This is a genomic window from Serratia liquefaciens ATCC 27592 (assembly GCF_000422085.1).
GTDB lineage: Bacteria > Pseudomonadota > Gammaproteobacteria > Enterobacterales > Enterobacteriaceae > Serratia > Serratia liquefaciens.
Genome location: NC_021741.1, coordinates 722,205 through 739,845 on the forward strand (window position 1 = coordinate 722,205; position 17,641 = coordinate 739,845).

The window sequence follows — 17,641 nt, forward strand, 5'->3', positions numbered from 1 at the left end:
ACTCAATCGACAAATATGGCGCAATTCTACTCTCCGAAACGTCGCGTGACGACCCGGCAAAATTCTCCCGTGCTAACACTGACGGTAGACAACCTCGATCCCTTCGGTCAGGGCGTGGCGCACCACAACGGCAAAGCGATTTTCGTCCCGGGGGTATTACCGGGCGAGCAGGCGGAAGTCCAACTCACGGAAGAAAAAAACAAGTTTGCCAAAGGCAGGTTAAAGCGCCTGCTCAGCCGCAGCCCGCAACGTGTCGAACCGCGCTGCCCACACTTTGGCGTGTGCGGCGGTTGCCAGCAGCAACACGCGGATGAAAGCCTGCAGCAGCAGAGCAAGGCGGCGGCCCTGGTGCGAATGATCGCTCGCGAGACCGGCGTTACGCCGCAGCAGGAGCCGGTGATCGCCGGTCCACAATACGGCTATCGCCGTCGCGCCCGTCTCGGGCTGTTGTGGCAGCCCAAACAGCAGCGTCTGGTAATGGGCTTTCGCCAGGCGGCGTCCAGCGATCTGGTGCCGGTGACGCAGTGCCCGGTGCTGCATCCTGAACTGGAACAATTACTGACGCCGTTGCGAGCCTGCCTGAGCGCATTGCAGGTCGCCAGACGACTCGGGCATGTCGAACTGGTGCTGGCAGATAACGGCCCGGTACTGGTTCTGCGCCATCTCGACGCCTTGAAAGAGGATGACCGCCAGGCCTTGCAGGCTTTTGCGCGGACAAAAAACGTAACCATTTATTTGGCACCGGACAGCGATAGCCTCGAAAAACTGTGCGGTGAAACGCCGTATTATCAGGTCGACGGGCTACGCTTAGACTTCAGTCCGCGTGACTTTATTCAGGTAAATGACCACGTAAATCAGCAAATGGTGGCCCAGGCCCTTGAATGGCTCAGTATTCAACCCAATGATCGGGTATTGGATCTGTTCTGCGGCATGGGCAATTTTACCCTGCCGTTGGCGCGACGCGCCGCTGCGGTGGTAGGCATAGAAGGTGTTGCCACACTGGTAGCGAATGGGCAATATAATGCACATAAGAATAGGCTGAATAACGCCAGCTTCTTCCATGAAAATCTGGAAGAGGACGTTGAGCAACAACCTTGGGCAGCACAAGGATTTGATAAAGTGATGCTGGACCCTGCCCGTGCGGGCGCGGCCGGAGTGATGTCACATATTGTTAAACTGGCGCCAGAGCGGGTGGTTTATGTTTCCTGTAACCCGACCACGCTGGCACGCGACAGCAAAGTGCTGCTGAGCGCCGGTTATCGTCTTGCACGTGTGCGGATGTTGGATATGTTTCCGCATACGGGGCATCTTGAGTCAATGGCGCTGTTTATTAACGGTTCTGCGCCAGAGGTCGCTGCAAAGTAGGGAGAGGGTATGGTTGCGGTAAGAAGTGCACATCTGAACACGGCTGGTGAATTTGCTCTCGACGAGTGGATTGCCAGCTTGGGGCTACCTAACCCGCAGTCATGTGAGCGATTAGCCGCAACCTGGCGTTACTGTGAGCAGCAGACTCAGAACCATCCTAATGCGCCGCTGTTGCTGTGGCGCGGGCTGGAAATGGTCGAGATCCTCTCTACTCTGAGCATGGATAACGACAGCATGCGCGCCGCGCTGCTGTTCCCGCTGGTGGATGCCGGCATCGTGCAAGAAGAAACCCTGACCGAAGAGTTCGGCAAGGGCATCACCTATCTGGTGCATGGCGTACGCGATATGGACGCCATCCGCCAACTGAAAGCCACTCAAAACGATTCGATGGCCTCCGAACAGGTCGACAACGTGCGCCGCATGCTGTTGGCGATGGTGGAGGATTTCCGCTGCGTGGTCATCAAGCTGGCGGAGCGGATCGCTCACCTGCGCGAAGTGAAAGATGCGCCGGAAGACGAGCGCGTGCTGGCGGCAAAAGAGTGTTCGAATATCTATGCGCCGTTGGCTAACCGTCTGGGTATCGGGCAGCTCAAATGGGAGCTGGAAGATTTCTGCTTCCGCTACCTGCATCCGGACGAGTACAAACGCATCGCCAAGCTGCTGCACGAACGCCGCATCGATCGCGAACAGTTTATTGACGATTTCGTCGCCTCGCTGCGTAATGCGATGGTCGATGAAGGCGTCAAGGCGGACATCTACGGTCGTCCAAAACACATTTACAGCATCTGGCGCAAGATGCAGAAGAAGGCGTTGGCGTTTGATGAGCTGTTTGACGTGCGCGCGGTACGCGTGGTGGTCGAACGCTTGCAGGACTGCTATGCCGCGCTGGGGATTGTGCATACCCACTTCCGCCATCTGCCGGATGAGTTCGACGACTACGTCGCCAACCCGAAACCCAACGGTTATCAGTCGATCCACACCGTAGTACTGGGTCCGCGCGGGAAAACGCTGGAAATTCAGATCCGCACCCGGCAGATGCATGAAGATGCAGAACTGGGTGTCGCCGCGCACTGGAAATACAAAGAGGGTGCGGTTGCGACGGTTCGCTCAGGCTACGAGGAACGTATCGCCTGGCTGCGCAAACTGATCGCCTGGCAGGAAGAGATGGCGGACTCCGGCGAGATGCTCGACGAGGTTCGCAGCCAGGTGTTCGACGATCGGGTTTATGTATTCACCCCGAAAGGCGACGTGGTGGATCTGCCGGCCGGCTCTACGCCGCTCGACTTCGCTTACCATATTCACAGCGACGTCGGCCACCGTTGCATCGGTGCCAAAATTGGCGGCCGCATCGTGCCCTTTACCTATCAGCTGCGGATGGGAGACCAGATTGAAATCATCACCCAGAAGCAGCCGAACCCAAGCCGCGACTGGCTGAACCCGAACCTCGGTTATATCACCACCAGCCGTGGACGCTCCAAGATCCACAACTGGTTCCGCAAGCAGGATCGCGATAAAAATATCCTTGCCGGTCGCCAGATGCTGGACAGCGAGCTGGAACACCTCGGTATCAGCCTGAAAGAGGCCGAGAAGCTGCTGATCCCGCGTTACAACATGAATTCGCTGGATGAAATACTGGCGGCGATTGGCGGCGGTGATATTCGCCTGAATCAGATGGTGAATTTCCTGCAGGGCAAGTTCAACAAACCGAGCGCCGAAGAGCAGGATCGCGAAGCGCTGCGGCAGTTGGTGCAGCAGAAAGCGCCGCCGGCAACCCGCAGCAAGGACAACGGCCGGGTGGTGGTGGAAGGGGTCGGCAACCTGATGCACCACATTGCCCGTTGCTGCCAGCCGATCCCGGGCGACGATATTATCGGTTTTATCACCCAGGGGCGCGGCATCTCCATTCACCGTGCGGACTGTGACCAGCTGGTGGATCTGCAATCGCACGCGCCGGAACGTATCGTGGATGCGGTGTGGGGCGAAAGCTATTCCAGCGGTTACTCACTGGTGGTGCGCGTGATGGCCAACGATCGCAGCGGCCTGCTGCGTGACATCACCACCATTTTGGCCAACGAAAAGGTCAACGTGCTGGGCGTCGCCAGCCGCAGCGACACCAAAAAACAGCTGGCAACCATCGATATGGACATTGAAATCTACAACCAGCAGGTACTGGGCCGGGTGTTAGCCAAGCTCAATCAACTGCCGGACGTGATAGACGCCAAACGCCTGCACGGCAGCTAACTCACCTGCGTCTTTCGGGCCACATCATTGTTGGCCAGGCTCCGTGGCTTCAGTTATCGTAGGGGGCGAACCTATTCGCCCCGATTGACCCGGGCGCAGCACGCTGCGCCGCTACATTAATGACCGGCGCCGATTCTTCTGTCAGAGACTTTCTTATGACCCAATCTTCTCCACTGCACCGCTTGTTGAACATCATGAAAACGCTGCGCGATCCGCAGGTCGGTTGCCCATGGGACCGCAAACAAACCTTCGCCACCATCGCCCCTTACACGCTGGAAGAAACCTACGAGGTACTGGACGCTATCGAACGTCAGGACTACGGCGATCTGCGTGACGAACTGGGGGACCTGCTGTTCCAGGTGGTGTTCTACGCCCAGATGGGCCAGGAGCAGGGGCTGTTTGACTTCGACGAGGTGTGTAACGCCATCAGCGACAAGCTGGAACGCCGTCATCCGCACATTTTCGGGGAAGCCGATGCCGCGGACAGCGAGGCCGTTGCGGCCCGCTGGGAGCAGTTGAAGGCCGGTGAGCGTGCAGAGAAAGCGCTGCATTCTGCGCTGGATGACATTCCTCAGGCGCTGCCGGCGCTGATGAAGGCGCACAAGATTCAGAAACGCTGCGCTTCGGTCGGTTTTGACTGGCATACGTTGGGCCCGGTGCTGGACAAGGTGTACGAAGAGATCGACGAAGTGATGCATGAAGCGCAGCAGGGGGTAGTCGACGAACAGAAACTGGAAGAGGAAATCGGCGATCTGCTGTTCGCCACGGTGAATTTATCGCGCCATCTTGGCCATAAGGCAGAAAATGCGTTGCAGGCAGCCAACCGCAAGTTCGAGCGCCGTTTCCGTCAGGTAGAAGAGATTATCCAACGGCGTGGGCTGCAGATGGGCGAAGCAACGCTGGAGCAGATGGAAGAGGCGTGGCAGCAGGTTAAGCGCCAGGAAAACTAATCTGCCGCTCGGGTGTCCTAGGATTGTCGCAGTAGCTTAATCTTGATCGGCGACAAGGTTCACCTAAGCTGAAACGGTTAAGCTCAGAGTCATAGTTTGCTGAACCGTGGCTTACCGACAGCAAAACGCCAACAAACTGAAATCTAAGGCGTTTTATTGTCTCGAAAGGGCGGAAAAATAAATTTTTCTGTGCTAACTCATTGTTTTAAAAAGACAGGCTCTGGCAGGCCGATAGAGTAAACCCTGATGAACCCTTGATGGTGACAGAGATGATGGACAGTAAAACGATCGTTTGTAGGTCTGGAGAGGTTCGGGTATACTACTTTCCCGTCTTGGTTCTTCCATCGTCTTTAAACCTAAACTCTCAGGTTCAGCATGACAACTAATTATATTTTTGTGACCGGCGGGGTCGTATCCTCTCTGGGTAAAGGCATTGCCGCAGCCTCTCTGGCGGCTATTCTTGAAGCCCGTGGCCTCAACGTTACCATCATGAAACTGGACCCGTACATCAACGTGGATCCGGGCACCATGAGCCCGATTCAGCATGGGGAAGTTTTCGTCACCGAAGACGGCGCAGAAACCGATCTGGATTTGGGTCACTACGAGCGCTACATCCGCACCAAAATGTCGCGCCGCAACAACTTCACCACCGGTCGCATTTACTCCGACGTTCTGCGTAAAGAACGCCGTGGCGACTATCTGGGCGCAACCGTACAGGTCATCCCGCACATCACCAACGCGATCAAAGAGCGCATCCTCGAAGGCGGCGAAGGCCACGACGTGGTGTTGGTTGAGATCGGCGGTACAGTCGGCGATATCGAATCGCTGCCGTTCCTGGAAGCCATCCGCCAGATGGCCGTGGAAGTGGGCCGCGAGCACACCCTGTACATGCACCTGACTCTGGTGCCGTACATGGCCGCTGCCGGTGAAGTGAAAACCAAACCTACTCAGCATTCCGTAAAAGAACTGCTTTCCATCGGTATTCAGCCAGATGTGCTGATTTGCCGTTCCGATCGCACAGTTCCTGCTAACGAACGCGCGAAAATCGCACTTTTCTGTAACGTGCCGGAAAAAGCCGTTATCTCCCTGAAAGACGTTGATTCTATTTATAAAATCCCAGGCCTATTGAAATCTCAGGGGCTTGATGATTATATTTGTAAACGATTCAGCCTCAACGCGCCGGAAGCCAACCTGGCCGAGTGGGAGCAGGTTATTTACGAAGAAGCCAATCCGGGCGGCGAAGTGACTATCGGTATGGTCGGCAAATATGTCGAACTGCCGGATGCTTATAAGTCGGTGATTGAAGCGCTGAAACACGGCGGCCTGAAAAATCGTCTGACCGTGAACATCAAGCTGATCGACTCGCAGGATGTTGAAACCCGCGGCGTAGAAGTGCTGAAAGGTCTGGATGCGATCCTGATCCCAGGCGGCTTCGGCTACCGTGGCGTAGAAGGCAAGGTGATGACCGCGCGTTATGCGCGTGAAAACAACATCCCTTATCTGGGCATCTGCCTGGGTATGCAGGTGGCGCTGATGGAGTTCGCCCGCAACGTTGTGGGTATGGAGAACGCCAACTCAACCGAGTTTGTGCCAGACTGTAAGTACCCGGTGGTGGCATTGATCACCGAATGGCGTGACGAAGACGGCAACGTCGAAGTCCGTACCGAAGAAAGCGATTTGGGTGGCACGATGCGTGTCGGTGGCCAGCAATGTCACCTGACCGACAATAGCCTGGTGCGTCAGATGTACGGCGAACCGACCATTGTTGAACGTCATCGTCACCGTTATGAAGTTAACAACATGCTGTTGAAGCAAATTGAAGCCGCCGGGCTGTTGGTTGCCGGCCGTTCCGCAGACAACAAGCTGGTTGAGATTATCGAACTGCCGAATCACCCGTGGTTTGTAGCTTGTCAGTTCCACCCGGAATTTACTTCGACGCCGCGTGATGGTCATCCGTTGTTCGCCGGCTTTGTGAAGGCCGCTGGTGAGTATCAGAAGCGCCAGGTGAAATAAAATATTTGGTAGGCGGCGCGCGGTGAGAACCGCGCGCTGTTTGTCTGGAGTTTTAGTTTAACTTGTACTGAGGAAAACCTAATGTCCAAAATCGTTAAAGTCATCGGTCGTGAAATCATCGACTCCCGCGGTAACCCGACTGTTGAAGCCGAAGTGCATCTGGAAGGCGGTTTCGTAGGTCTGGCTGCTGCGCCGTCAGGTGCTTCTACCGGTTCCCGTGAAGCACTGGAACTGCGTGACGGTGACAAGTCTCGTTTCCTGGGTAAAGGCGTACTGAAAGCCGTTGCTGCAGTAAACGGCCCGATCGCTCAGGCAGTATTGGGCAAAGATGCCAAAGACCAGGCTAACATCGACAAGATCATGATCGACCTGGACGGTACTGAGAACAAATCCCAGTTCGGCGCTAACGCCATTCTGGCGGTTTCCCTGGCAGCGGCTAAAGCGGCTGCAGCTTCCAAAGGTATGCCGCTGTATGAGCACATCGCTGAGCTGAACGGCACCCCAGGCAAATTCTCTATGCCACTGCCTATGATGAACATCATCAACGGCGGCGAGCACGCTGACAACAACGTCGACATTCAGGAATTCATGATTCAGCCGGTTGGCGCGAAAACCCTGAAAGAAGCCGTTCGCATCGGTTCTGAAGTTTTCCATCACCTGGCGAAAGTGCTGAAGGCCAAAGGCCTGAACACCGCTGTAGGTGACGAAGGCGGCTACGCACCAAACCTGGGTTCCAACGCCGAAGCGCTGGCTGTTATCGCTGAAGCGGTAAAAGCAGCAGGCTACGAGCTGGGCAAAGACGTGACCCTGGCGATGGACTGTGCGGCTTCCGAGTTCTACAAAGACGGTAAATACGTCCTGGCCGGCGAAGGCAACAAAGCCTTCACTTCCGAAGAGTTCACTCACTTCCTGGAAGAGCTGACCAAACAATATCCAATCGTGTCTATCGAAGACGGCCTGGACGAATCTGACTGGGATGGTTTCGCATACCAGACTAAAGTGCTGGGCGACAAAATCCAGCTGGTGGGCGACGACCTGTTCGTTACCAACACCAAGATCCTGAAAGAAGGCATCGAGAAAGGCATCGCTAACTCCATCCTGATCAAATTCAACCAGATCGGTTCTCTGACCGAAACTCTGGCTGCTATCAAGATGGCGAAAGACGCAGGCTACACTGCGGTGATCTCTCACCGTTCAGGTGAAACCGAAGACGCAACCATCGCCGACCTGGCTGTGGGTACTGCGGCTGGCCAGATCAAAACCGGTTCTATGAGCCGTTCTGACCGCGTTGCTAAATACAACCAACTGATCCGTATCGAAGAAGCGCTGGGTGCACGCGCTCCGTTCAATGGCCTGAAAGAAGTTAAAGGTCAGTAATAACGGTTTGGTTCGTTGCTAAATGAAACCCGCTCCGGCGGGTTTTTTTATCACTGGTTATTTACATAAGTGATAGTGAGTTATTTATTATTATTGAACTAATATCTTATTATCTGTTTTTTAACTTGATGTATTAATTATAATAATAAAATTCCTATTTTATATATTCTCTTTTCTATTGCTTTATATTTTTTCGTTACTAGACTGCCAGTAAGGCAGAAGAATTAAGCCTGTATTCCTGCCTCCATTCGTTTCCCTAAAAATTGCCGAGCCGTGACTCGGCTGGGTGAGGGCTTGATGCGAAACAGGATTGTGATAGTCGGTGGGGGTACCGGAGGGACCATATTGGCCAATTTACTGGCCACGAAATTACATCGGGAAATATTGAATAATAAAGTTGAGTTATTGATGATTTCGGATTCTCCGATTCATTATTATAAACCCGCTTTTATGTACGTTGCCTTTAACGCTTTTTTCAAACAGGAATTAACCCGCTCACAGCAAAGCCTGCTGCGTCCGGAAATTCAGTTTATTGTCGATAAAGCGGAGCGCTTTGATTTAACTCAGCGAGTGATCCATACCCGCAGTAGCAAACAGTACCCGTATGATTTTCTGGTGTTTGCCACCGGCTGCGTGCCCTGGCCGGAGCGTATCGAAGGGTTGGCGCGGGCAGGCGATCATTTTTACCAATATCAGGCCGCCCGCCAACTGGCACAAAAGCTGTCGAGCATCGAAAAAGGCCGAATTTTTATCACCGTCTCCTTCCCCGAAACGCCCAATGTGCCGCACCAGTGCGGTATTGCCCCGATAGAAACCACCCTGATGCTCGATGATTACCTGCGTCGACGCGGAGTGCGTAAAGCGGTTGAAATTGTTTATACCTACCCCAGCGTTTCGCAGTTGCTGCGTAACTGCCTGTTTTTACAGCGTCCAACCGCAGAGGCCTTGCCCGGTATTTTCGCCGCGCGGGATATTCGCCATCAGCGCGGGTTTACTCTCAGCCGGGTGGATGAGCAGCAGAAAATCGCTTATTCCGCCGAAGGTGAGCAGCAGCCGTTCGATATTTTGATGGCTACCCCACCTATCCGTGCGGTAGAGGCAGTGCGGAACACGGGGCTGAGCGAGGGGCATAACGGCGAAGGCTGGTTGCCGACCGACCATCAGACGCTGCAGGTCTACGGCCAACAAGGGGTCTATGTCATCGGCGATACGGTGGATTTGCCGGTCAGCAAGGCCGGTGGCTCCTGCCACAATCAGGCGCCGGTGATTGCCGACAATATCGTGGCGGAACTGAGGCTGGGCCAGACCGTTAGCCACTACGACGGCAAGGTGCAGGCCATTGCTCAAATGGGGCTGCAAGCCGGGATGCCGCTGGTTTACGACTACCGCAACGATGTGTTGCCGACGCCTTCAACCAAAGTCGGCAGCATGTTGCGCAACGGTTTTAATCGCGGACTCTACTGGGCGACGGTACGCGGGCTGATTTAACGGAGGGCCTATGAACGCATCTGAACATGAACCCCTGGCGGCTTTGCTGGAGAAGCTACAGCCGCTGCTGGCCGGCGGTCGGCTCGATAACGTGGTCGATCTGCTGTCGCTGCTGTCTGACCTGGTGGATATCGCCGATAACGCGCTGGTGGAAAAACTCTCCGGCGTCTTTGAAGGCCTGGTGGCTGCGGGATGGGAGGGCGGAATGGCGTTGAAAATGGCGCATACCGAGTTGCAGTTGGATCCCTCACCCGTCAATTTTCGTGCGCTGTACGCCTTGTTGCGGCAGCCGGATACCTTACTGGGCCTGATGCTGGTGCTGCGTACTTTGCAAATCGTTGGCCAGCGTATGCGCAGCAGCGCACTGCCCACGGACGTTTGAACGAACTAAGCATCATTGTTTTCACTCACTCAGGTAAGGAGTTGTCATGTCTGCCATTTTCAGGCAAGCCTTTGCAACACGCGCGATCCATCACGGTTACGATCCCCAGCAGTATCTGGGAGCGCTCTGTCCCCCGGTGTTTATGAGCTCGACCTTTACGTTCCCGACGGCGGAATATGGCGGTGCCTGCTTTGAAGGCACTGAGCCGGGGTATTTTTATTCACGCATCGCCAACCCGACCCTCAACCTGCTGGAACAGCGGATAGCCAATCTGGAGGGGGGCGAAGCTGCGGTGGCGTTTTCCTCCGGTATGGGCGCGATTACCGCCTGCTGCTGGACACTGCTCAATCCGGGCGACGAGCTGATCGTTGACGAGACGATTTACGGCTGCACCTTCAGTTATTTTCATCACGGATTGGCGCGCTACGGCGTGAAAATCACTCACGTAGACCTGACCCGCCCGGAGCGTCTGGCGGCGGCGATCGGCCCCCGGACCCGCATGGTGTATTGCGAAACGCCGGCCAACCCGAATATGCGTTTGGTCGATATTGCCGCAGTCGCCGAAATTGCTCACCGCCAACAGGCGCTGTTACTGGTGGATAACACCTATTGCACCCCGTATCTGCAACGGCCGCTGGAACAGGGGGCCGATATAGTGGTGCACTCCGCTACCAAATACATCGGGGGGCATGGTGATCTGTTGGCCGGGCTGGTGGTGACGCGGCAGGATTTGGCGCAGGACATCCGTTTAGTTGGGCTGAAAGACATGAACGGTGCGGTGCTGTCTGCCCAGGATGCGGCATTGCTGCTGCGCGGGCTGAAAACCCTGCCGTTGCGTATGGAACGCCATTGCGACAACGCCCAGCGTTTGGCGGAAATGCTGGCTCAGCATTCGGCGGTAGAACGTGTCTATTATCCCGGGCTGGAGGATTTTCCCCAGTATGAGTTGGCGCAGCGGCAAATGGCGCGGCCGGGCGGCATGCTGGCGTTTGAACTCAAAGGCGGCATGGCGGCGGGCATCCGCTTCCTCAATGCGCTGCGTTTGATCTTGCGCGCGGTCAGCCTGGGGGATTGCGAATCGCTGGCGCAGCATCCCGCCAGCATGACCCACTCGGCCTACAGCCCCGAAGAGCGGCAGCGTCACCATATCAGCGACGGGCTGATACGCTTGTCCGCCGGCCTGGAAGATCTTGGCGACCTGCAGGCCGATATCCGCCAGGCCTTGGCGCAAAGCTAGCTTTGATGCCCCACCCAGCGGGAAGGGGCAAGCGTTAATCTAACGCAGGGGCAATTTCCGCCAGCGCCTGTTCGTCCTGCAACAGCGCGGCGCTGCTGGCAATGTCGGGCACCAACCAGCGATCCTGATGGTAAGGTTCTACCCTTTGACGCAGCAGTCGCCAGGCGCGCCCGGTACCTTCGCCGACGCGTTGCGGTTGCAAAAACTCGAAGGCCTGCGCCGCCAACAGATATTCAATCGCCAGGATCTGGTTAACGTTGGCCAACAGCTTATGCAGCCGCAATGCCGCACCGGTCCCCAGACTGAGGTGATCTTCCTGCAGCGCCGAAGTGACATAGTTATCCACTACGCAAGGCTGGGCCAGCTGACGGTTCTCTGCGCACAGCGATGCCGCCACGTATTGAGCGATCATCATGCCGGAGTTGACGCCCGGCTCACTGACCAAAAATGGCGGCAAACCGCTGACCAGCGGGTTAATCAGACGATCGATGCGCCGTTCCGCAATACCGCCGAGTTCGGCGATAGCGATCGCCAGCACATCGGCGGCCATCGCGACCGATTCGCCGTGCGGATTGGCCTGTGACATGACGCGGAAGTTATCCGGCGTGCCAAGCAGCAACGGGTTATCGGTGGTGCCATTCAGCTCGGTTTCAATCTGTCGTTCGGCATGAGCCATCTGATCGCGGCAGGCACCGTGCACCTGTGGAATCGAGCGGATGCTCAGCGCATCCTGAGTGCGAATACCTTTGCTGGCGGCAATCACCTCGCTGCCGTGCAGTAGCGCCCGCAGATTGGCACCCACCCGTTGCATGCCTGGGTGCGGTTTCAACGCCAGTATTTCCTCGTCGAAGGCGGCAATTTGTCCGCGTAAAGCTTCAAAGCTCATGGCACCCAACACGTCTTCGTCCAGCCCACGAGCGCCGATCATTGACGCGACCACTACCATCTATAACGACATCATGGTGGTCTGGTTGATACCGGCCATGATGCTCGGCAGCGCCTGCGGCAACTGGACGCCGAACAGCTTCTGCCAGCGGTTGGCGTCAAAGGCGGTGACGGACTCCATCACTTCCTTGTCCATTTGGCGGATGCCCAAATCGGTCAGGCGGATCAGCGGTGGCGTGGCATAGAGCACCGTCGCCAGAATGGCCTGCACCTTGCTCAGGCCGAACAGCATCAATACCGCCCGTACGCGATCGCAACGCGCCGCCAATATGCCTTGCGGAATGCCGATAATCACCGCCAGCAGCGTGGCGACCAGCTCCAGCTTCTGGGAGCTGATGCGTTCCTTGCTCATGCGCGCCAGATTCTGGTTAATCAGACTGAGCGGCAGATTCACTTTTGACAACACCTGCACCAGCTCAGGCGCCAGCGGTTTCAACTTACGCTTGGCATCGCCTTCAATTACATAACGTGGCACCTACCAGCCTTCAACTGCGCCGACAATGGGGGCACCAACGCTGACCGCCTTGCCCGCTTTCTTGACCGACTTGTGCCGGATTCGCACCAGCCTGTTGCGCGTGCGGAGGGGCTGCCTGTCATCAGCCCGAGCGCGATCAGCGGTATCCATAATTTGTGTCGTGTTTGCATGGTGATACTCCACGTTAATGACGAAGAGCCCGGGAACGGCGGGCTCGTGAGACTAATACTGTGGTGAGGACGTGACGGGTGAACCCCCGCCTTTTTTACGTACCCACAACCAGTAAGCCAGGGTAAGGAAGGCTACCCACACCAACCCTACGTACAGGGCAATGCGGCTGTCTTCGAAGTAACCGAGCAGGCCGATGACGAACAGCATAAATATCGTCGCCAGTGCCGGTGCGACCGGCCACCAGGGAACCGGGAAGCTCAGCTTGCTGACCTCTTGCGGCGTCAGCGTGCGGCGCATGGCAATTTGTGACAGCAGGATCATCAGCCAAACCCAAACGGTGGCGAAGGTGGCGATGGAGGCGATGATCATAAACACCTGTTTTGGGATCAGGTAATTGAGCACCACCCCCAACAGCAGGGCAATGGACATCACCAGCACCGTCATCCAGGGCACGCCGTTACCGGTCAGGCGAGTGAAGCTTTTGGGTGCCTGACCTTCCTGCGCCATGCCATACATCATGCGGCCGGCACCGAAGATATCGCTGTTGATGGCGGAAATGGCGGCGGTGATCACCACCACATTCAGCACGTTGGCGGCGGAACTGATGCCCAGATTGCTGAAGATCTCAACAAACGGGCTGCCGTTTTGGCCGATGCTGTTCCAGGGATAGATTGCCATCAGCACCAGCAGCGTCAGCACGTAGAACAGCAGAATGCGAATCGGTACCGCATTGATCGCTTTCGGCAACACCTTCGCGGGGTCTTTTGCCTCGCTGGCGGTAATGCCGATGATCTCAATGCCGCCGAAGGCGAACATCACCACCGCCAGCGAAGCAACCACGCCGCCGATGCCGTTAGGCATAAAGCCACCGTGCTGCCACAGGTTGCTGAGGCCGGTGGCGTGCTGAGTCTGACCGAAGCCAAACAGCATCACCGCCGCGCCGCCGATGATCATCGCGACGATTGCCGCCACCTTGATCAACGACAGCCAGAACTCCATTTCACCGAACACTTTCACGCTGCACAGGTTGAGCGCGCCGATGAACATGATGATGCTGAGTACCCACACCCATTGGGCAACGTCCGGGAACCACAGCCCCATATAGATGCCGAAGGCGGTGACGTCCGCCAGGGCAACAATCACCATTTCGAAGGTATAGGTCCAGCCGGTGAGGAAACCGGCCAAGGGGCCAAGGTAGTGGCTGGCATAATGACCGAAGGAGCCGGAGACCGGCTGATGCACCGCCATTTCACCCAGCGCGCGCATTACCATAAAGACCGCCGCGCCGCCGACCAGATAAGCCAGCAGCACCGCAGGGCCAGCCAATTGGATGGCTCCCGCGGAGCCGTAGAACAGACCGGTGCCGATGGCTGAGCCGAGCGCCATAAAGCGGATATGTCGCGCGTTTAGTCCGCGTCTGAGTTGTGTCGTTTCGTTACGCATGTTGCTTCCCGTCGAGTTTTTACGGCAGAACAGGCACGCGCTATCCGCACCGGGTGGAACGCACCCGGTGGGACAGAACAAACTGCGTGGTAGGTTTTATTTATGCCTGACTAGGCAGCAGCGCCGAAGGCATCAGCGAGTTCAGATGACCGGCCGCCAACAGCAGGCTGGCGGCTTCAATGTCGGGGGCGAAGAAACGATCCTTGTCGTAATAACTGACTTGCTCGCGCAGTATGCGGCGTGCCTGCTCCAGACTTTCGGTGGTTTTCAGGCCCTTGCGCAAATCCAACCCCTGGCAGGCCGCCAGCCATTCGACGGCCAGAATACCGCGCACGTTATCCGCCATTTCCCACAGACGGCGTCCTGCAGCCGGTGCCATGGAAACATGGTCTTCCTGGTTGGCGGAGGTCGGGATGCTGTCGACGCTGGCCGGATGCGCCAGCGCTTTGTTTTCGCTGGTCAGTGCCGCGGCGGTAACCTGGGCAATCATAAAGCCGGAGTTCACGCCGCCGTTGTCCACCAGGAATGGCGGCAGTTGCGACATGTGTTTATCCATCATCAGCGAGATACGACGTTCGGACAGCGAGCCGATTTCGGCAAATGCCAGCGCCAGATTGTCGGCGGCCATTGCGACCGGTTCGGCGTGGAAGTTACCGCCGGACAGGACATCGCCCTGTTCTGCGAATACCAATGGGTTGTCGGACACCGCATTGGCTTCGACCTCCAGCACTTCGCTGGCCTGGCGGATCTGCGTCAGGCAGGCACCCATTACCTGCGGTTGGCAGCGCAGGGAGTAGGGATCTTGTACCTTTTCACAGTTGCGATGCGAGTCGGACACTTCGCTGCGTTCGCCCAGCAGGTGGCGGTAAGCGGCGGCGGCGTCGATCTGGCCACGTTGGCCGCGTACGGCGTGAATACGTGCGTCAAACGGGCTGCGAGAACCCAGAGCGGCTTCCACCGTCAGGCTGCCGGTGACCGTGGCTGCGGCGTACAGGTCCTCCGCGTCAAACAGGCCGCGCAGCGCGAAGGCGGCGGAAACCTGGGTGCCGTTCAGCAGCGCCAGGCCTTCTTTGGCCGCCAGCGTGAGCGGCTTCAGGCCTGCTTTGGCCAGTGCCTCGGTGGCAGGCAGCCATTCGCCTTGATAGCGGGCCTTGCCTTCGCCCAGCAGCACCAGACTCATGTGTGCCAGCGGAGCCAAATCGCCGGAGGCGCCCACGGAGCCCTTCAGCGGGATATGCGGATAGACTTCGGCGTTGACCAAGGCCATCAGCGCCTGGATCACTTCCAGACGGATGCCGGAGAAACCGCGCGACAGGCTGTTGATCTTCAATACCATAATCAGGCGAACTAGGTTGTCGTCGGTCGGCGCGCCAACGCCTGCGGCATGTGACAACACGATCGAACGTTGCAGGTTTTCCAGGTCTTCACGTGCAATGCGGGTAGACGCCAGCAGGCCGAAACCGGTATTGATGCCGTAGGTGGTGCGGTTTTCTTCGACAATGCGCTCAACGCAGGCCACGCTCTGCTGGATAGCGGCGTAGGCATTGTCGTCCAACGTCAGGGTCACCGGGTGTTGATAAACGTCGCGCAGTTGCGTCAGAGTCAGTTGGCCTGGGCGGATAGTCAGCGCTTTCATGCTTTGCCTCCTTGAGTCGCGGCCACCATCGGCAGGTTCAAACCTTGCTCACGGGCGCATTCAATCGCAATGTCGTAACCGGCATCGGCATGACGCATCACGCCAGTGGCAGGGTCATTATGCAATACGCGGGCGATACGTTCGGCGGCTTCGTCGGTGCCGTCACAAACGATAACCATACCGGAATGCTGCGAGAAGCCCATGCCGACGCCACCGCCGTGGTGCAGGGAAACCCAGGTCGCACCGCTGGCGGTATTGAGCAGGGCGTTAAGCAGCGGCCAGTCGGAAACGGCGTCCGAACCGTCCTGCATAGATTCGGTTTCGCGGTTCGGGCTGGCGACCGAGCCGGAGTCCAGATGGTCACGACCGATCACGATCGGTGCGGACAGTTCGCCACTGCGTACCATTTCGTTGAAAGCCAGGCCCAGCTTGGCGCGTTGGCCCAGACCGACCCAACAGATACGTGCCGGCAGGCCCTGGAAGCTGATGCGTTCGCGCGCCATATCCAGCCAGCGATGCAGATGCTCGTCATCCGGGATCAGCTCTTTAACCATGGCGTCGGTTTTGTAGATATCTTGCGGATCGCCGGACAGTGCAGCCCAGCGGAACGGGCCGATACCGCGACAGAACAGCGGACGGATATAGGCAGGCACGAAGCCTGGGAAATCGAAGGCGTTGTTGACGCCCATTTCTTTCGCCATCTGACGAATGTTGTTGCCGTAGTCGAAGGTCGGTACGCCCATTTTCTGGAACGCCAACATGGCTTCGACGTGTTCAGCCATCGACTGCTTGGCAGCGGTCACCACCTGCGCAGGTTCGGTCTGTGCACGTTCGCGGTACTCTTCCCAGCTCCAGCCTTTTGGCAGATAGCCGTTCAGCGGATCGTGAGCGCTGGTCTGGTCGGTGACCATGTCCGGGCGCACGCCGCGGCGCACCAGTTCTGGCAGAATGTCTGCCGCATTGGCGCATAGGGCGATGGAGATGGCTTTGCCTTCGGCGGTGTATTTCTTGATGCGAGCCAGCGCGTCGTCCAGATCCGTCGCTTGCTCATCGACATAACGGGTCTTCAGACGGAAATCGATACGGCTTTGTTGGCATTCGATGTTCAGTGAACAGGCGCCTGCCAGCGTAGCAGCCAGCGGTTGCGCGCCGCCCATACCGCCCAAACCGGCGGTCAGCACCCAGCGGCCCTGCAGGCTGCCGTCGTAATGCTGGCGGCCCGCTTCCACGAAGGTCTCGTAGGTGCCCTGGACGATGCCCTGGCTGCCGATGTAGATCCAGCTGCCGGCGGTCATTTGGCCGTACATGGCCAGGCCTTTGGCGTCCAGTTCGTTAAAGTGTTCCCAGGTTGCCCAATGTGGCACCAGGTTAGAGTTGGCAATCAGTACGCGTGGCGCGTTGCTGTGGGTTTTGAATACCCCGACCGGTTTGCCGGACTGAACCAGCAGCGTTTCGTCTTCTTCCAACGTTTTCAGGGTGGCGACAATTTTGTCGTAGCAGTCCCAGTCACGCGCGGCGCGGCCAATACCGCCGTACACCACCAGCTCATGCGGGTTTTCCGCCACTTCCGGATCGAGGTTGTTCATCAGCATGCGCAACGGCGCTTCGGTCAGCCAGCTTTTTGCATTTAATTTTGTGCCGCGTGGCGCGCGTACATCGACATTGCGAACTTTGTTATTTGCAGTCACAGCATTTTCCTCAAACAGTATCGGTGCAGATCCCATGGTGCGGTGGGGTGAATCACCACGCCATAACAATGCGTAGGGTTTATTAACATATACTTGTATGTACAAGCATATGCAACACCGACCAGTGGGCGGTTAAAAAGGCATAAGAGAAAGTTATTTTTGTTTTTAATCAATTAGATGGTTTCTATTTTGACGTCTGAGCTATTAGGCTCGCACTGAAGAACAGTGAG

12 protein-coding genes and 1 pseudogene are annotated in these 17,641 nt (G+C 57.0%); 8 read left to right on the forward strand and 5 right to left on the reverse strand.

What is annotated here, in order from left to right:
- Positions 1–15 precede the first annotated feature (15 nt).
- The 8 genes from rlmD (at position 16) to M495_RS03325 (ending at position 11,053) form a co-directional block, all read left to right on the forward strand.
- Entirely contained in the window at positions 16–1,365 is a 1,350-nt protein-coding gene (rlmD, locus tag M495_RS03290; RefSeq protein WP_020825238.1) for a 23S rRNA (uracil(1939)-C(5))-methyltransferase RlmD, read from the forward strand.
- A gap of 9 nt (positions 1,366–1,374) precedes the next feature.
- Complete coding sequence (gene relA, locus M495_RS03295; RefSeq protein ID WP_020825239.1) at positions 1,375–3,606, forward strand: GTP diphosphokinase; 2,232 nt, start codon at positions 1,375–1,377, stop codon at positions 3,604–3,606.
- 155 nt (positions 3,607–3,761) lie between these two features.
- Entirely contained in the window at positions 3,762–4,556 is a 795-nt protein-coding gene (gene mazG, locus M495_RS03300; RefSeq protein WP_020825240.1) for a nucleoside triphosphate pyrophosphohydrolase, read from the forward strand.
- Between the two features lie 375 nt (positions 4,557–4,931).
- Complete coding sequence (pyrG, locus tag M495_RS03305) at positions 4,932–6,569, forward strand: glutamine hydrolyzing CTP synthase (protein ID WP_020825241.1); 1,638 nt, start codon at positions 4,932–4,934, stop codon at positions 6,567–6,569.
- 81 nt (positions 6,570–6,650) lie between these two features.
- A complete protein-coding gene (eno, locus tag M495_RS03310) occupies positions 6,651–7,946 on the forward strand; it encodes a phosphopyruvate hydratase (RefSeq protein WP_020825242.1) in 1,296 nt (431 codons plus the stop codon).
- 297 nt (positions 7,947–8,243) lie between these two features.
- Positions 8,244–9,434 carry an NAD(P)/FAD-dependent oxidoreductase gene (locus tag M495_RS03315; protein ID WP_041414206.1) on the forward strand — a complete coding sequence of 397 codons (1,191 nt, stop codon included), beginning with the start codon at positions 8,244–8,246 and terminating at the stop codon, positions 9,432–9,434.
- 10 nt (positions 9,435–9,444) lie between these two features.
- Positions 9,445–9,816 (forward strand): hypothetical protein, encoded by a 372-nt coding sequence (locus tag M495_RS03320; RefSeq protein ID WP_020825244.1) that lies wholly within the window; start codon positions 9,445–9,447, stop codon positions 9,814–9,816.
- A 46-nt stretch (positions 9,817–9,862) separates the two neighbouring features.
- Positions 9,863–11,053 (forward strand): methionine gamma-lyase, encoded by a 1,191-nt coding sequence (locus tag M495_RS03325; protein ID WP_020825245.1) that lies wholly within the window; start codon positions 9,863–9,865, stop codon positions 11,051–11,053.
- A 34-nt stretch (positions 11,054–11,087) separates the two neighbouring features.
- Here M495_RS03325 and M495_RS03330 read toward each other — a convergent pair.
- From M495_RS03330 to hutU, 5 genes and pseudogenes are all read right to left on the reverse strand, one after another.
- Positions 11,088–11,954 (reverse strand): annotated as a pseudogene (locus M495_RS03330) (aromatic amino acid lyase); the annotation flags it as partial.
- A gap of 45 nt (positions 11,955–11,999) precedes the next feature.
- Positions 12,000–12,473 carry an ABC transporter permease subunit gene (locus M495_RS25735; RefSeq protein WP_020825247.1) on the reverse strand — a complete coding sequence of 158 codons (474 nt, stop codon included), beginning with the start codon at positions 12,471–12,473 and terminating at the stop codon, positions 12,000–12,002.
- A gap of 222 nt (positions 12,474–12,695) precedes the next feature.
- On the reverse strand, positions 12,696–14,087 hold the full coding sequence (locus M495_RS03340; protein ID WP_041414208.1) for an amino acid permease: 1,392 nt from the start codon (positions 14,085–14,087) through the stop codon (positions 12,696–12,698).
- A gap of 100 nt (positions 14,088–14,187) precedes the next feature.
- The gene (hutH, locus tag M495_RS03345) at positions 14,188–15,723 is read right to left on the reverse strand and encodes a histidine ammonia-lyase (protein ID WP_020825250.1); all 1,536 of its coding nucleotides are present in this window, start codon (positions 15,721–15,723) and stop codon (positions 14,188–14,190) included.
- Positions 15,720–17,411 carry a urocanate hydratase gene (gene hutU / locus M495_RS03350; RefSeq protein ID WP_020825251.1) on the reverse strand — a complete coding sequence of 564 codons (1,692 nt, stop codon included), beginning with the start codon at positions 17,409–17,411 and terminating at the stop codon, positions 15,720–15,722. Before hutU ends, hutH begins: the two co-directional genes overlap by 4 nt.
- Between the last annotated feature and the right edge of the window lie 230 nt (positions 17,412–17,641).

Bases quoted from the DNA above. Each gene is read 5' to 3' on its own strand.
- rlmD (WP_020825238.1), top strand. From the start codon at position 16: ATGGCGCAATTCTACTCTCCGAAACGTCGCGTGACGACCCGGCAAAAT.
- relA (WP_020825239.1), top strand. From the start codon at position 1,375: ATGGTTGCGGTAAGAAGTGCACATCTGAACACGGCTGGTGAATTTGCT.
- mazG (WP_020825240.1), top strand. From the start codon at position 3,762: ATGACCCAATCTTCTCCACTGCACCGCTTGTTGAACATCATGAAAACG.
- pyrG (WP_020825241.1), top strand. From the start codon at position 4,932: ATGACAACTAATTATATTTTTGTGACCGGCGGGGTCGTATCCTCTCTG.
- eno (WP_020825242.1), top strand. From the start codon at position 6,651: ATGTCCAAAATCGTTAAAGTCATCGGTCGTGAAATCATCGACTCCCGC.
- M495_RS03315 (WP_041414206.1), top strand. From the start codon at position 8,244: ATGCGAAACAGGATTGTGATAGTCGGTGGGGGTACCGGAGGGACCATA.
- M495_RS03320 (WP_020825244.1), top strand. From the start codon at position 9,445: ATGAACGCATCTGAACATGAACCCCTGGCGGCTTTGCTGGAGAAGCTA.
- M495_RS03325 (WP_020825245.1), top strand. From the start codon at position 9,863: ATGTCTGCCATTTTCAGGCAAGCCTTTGCAACACGCGCGATCCATCAC.
- M495_RS03340 (WP_041414208.1), bottom strand. From the start codon at position 14,087: ATGCGTAACGAAACGACACAACTCAGACGCGGACTAAACGCGCGACAT.
- hutH (WP_020825250.1), bottom strand. From the start codon at position 15,723: ATGAAAGCGCTGACTATCCGCCCAGGCCAACTGACTCTGACGCAACTG.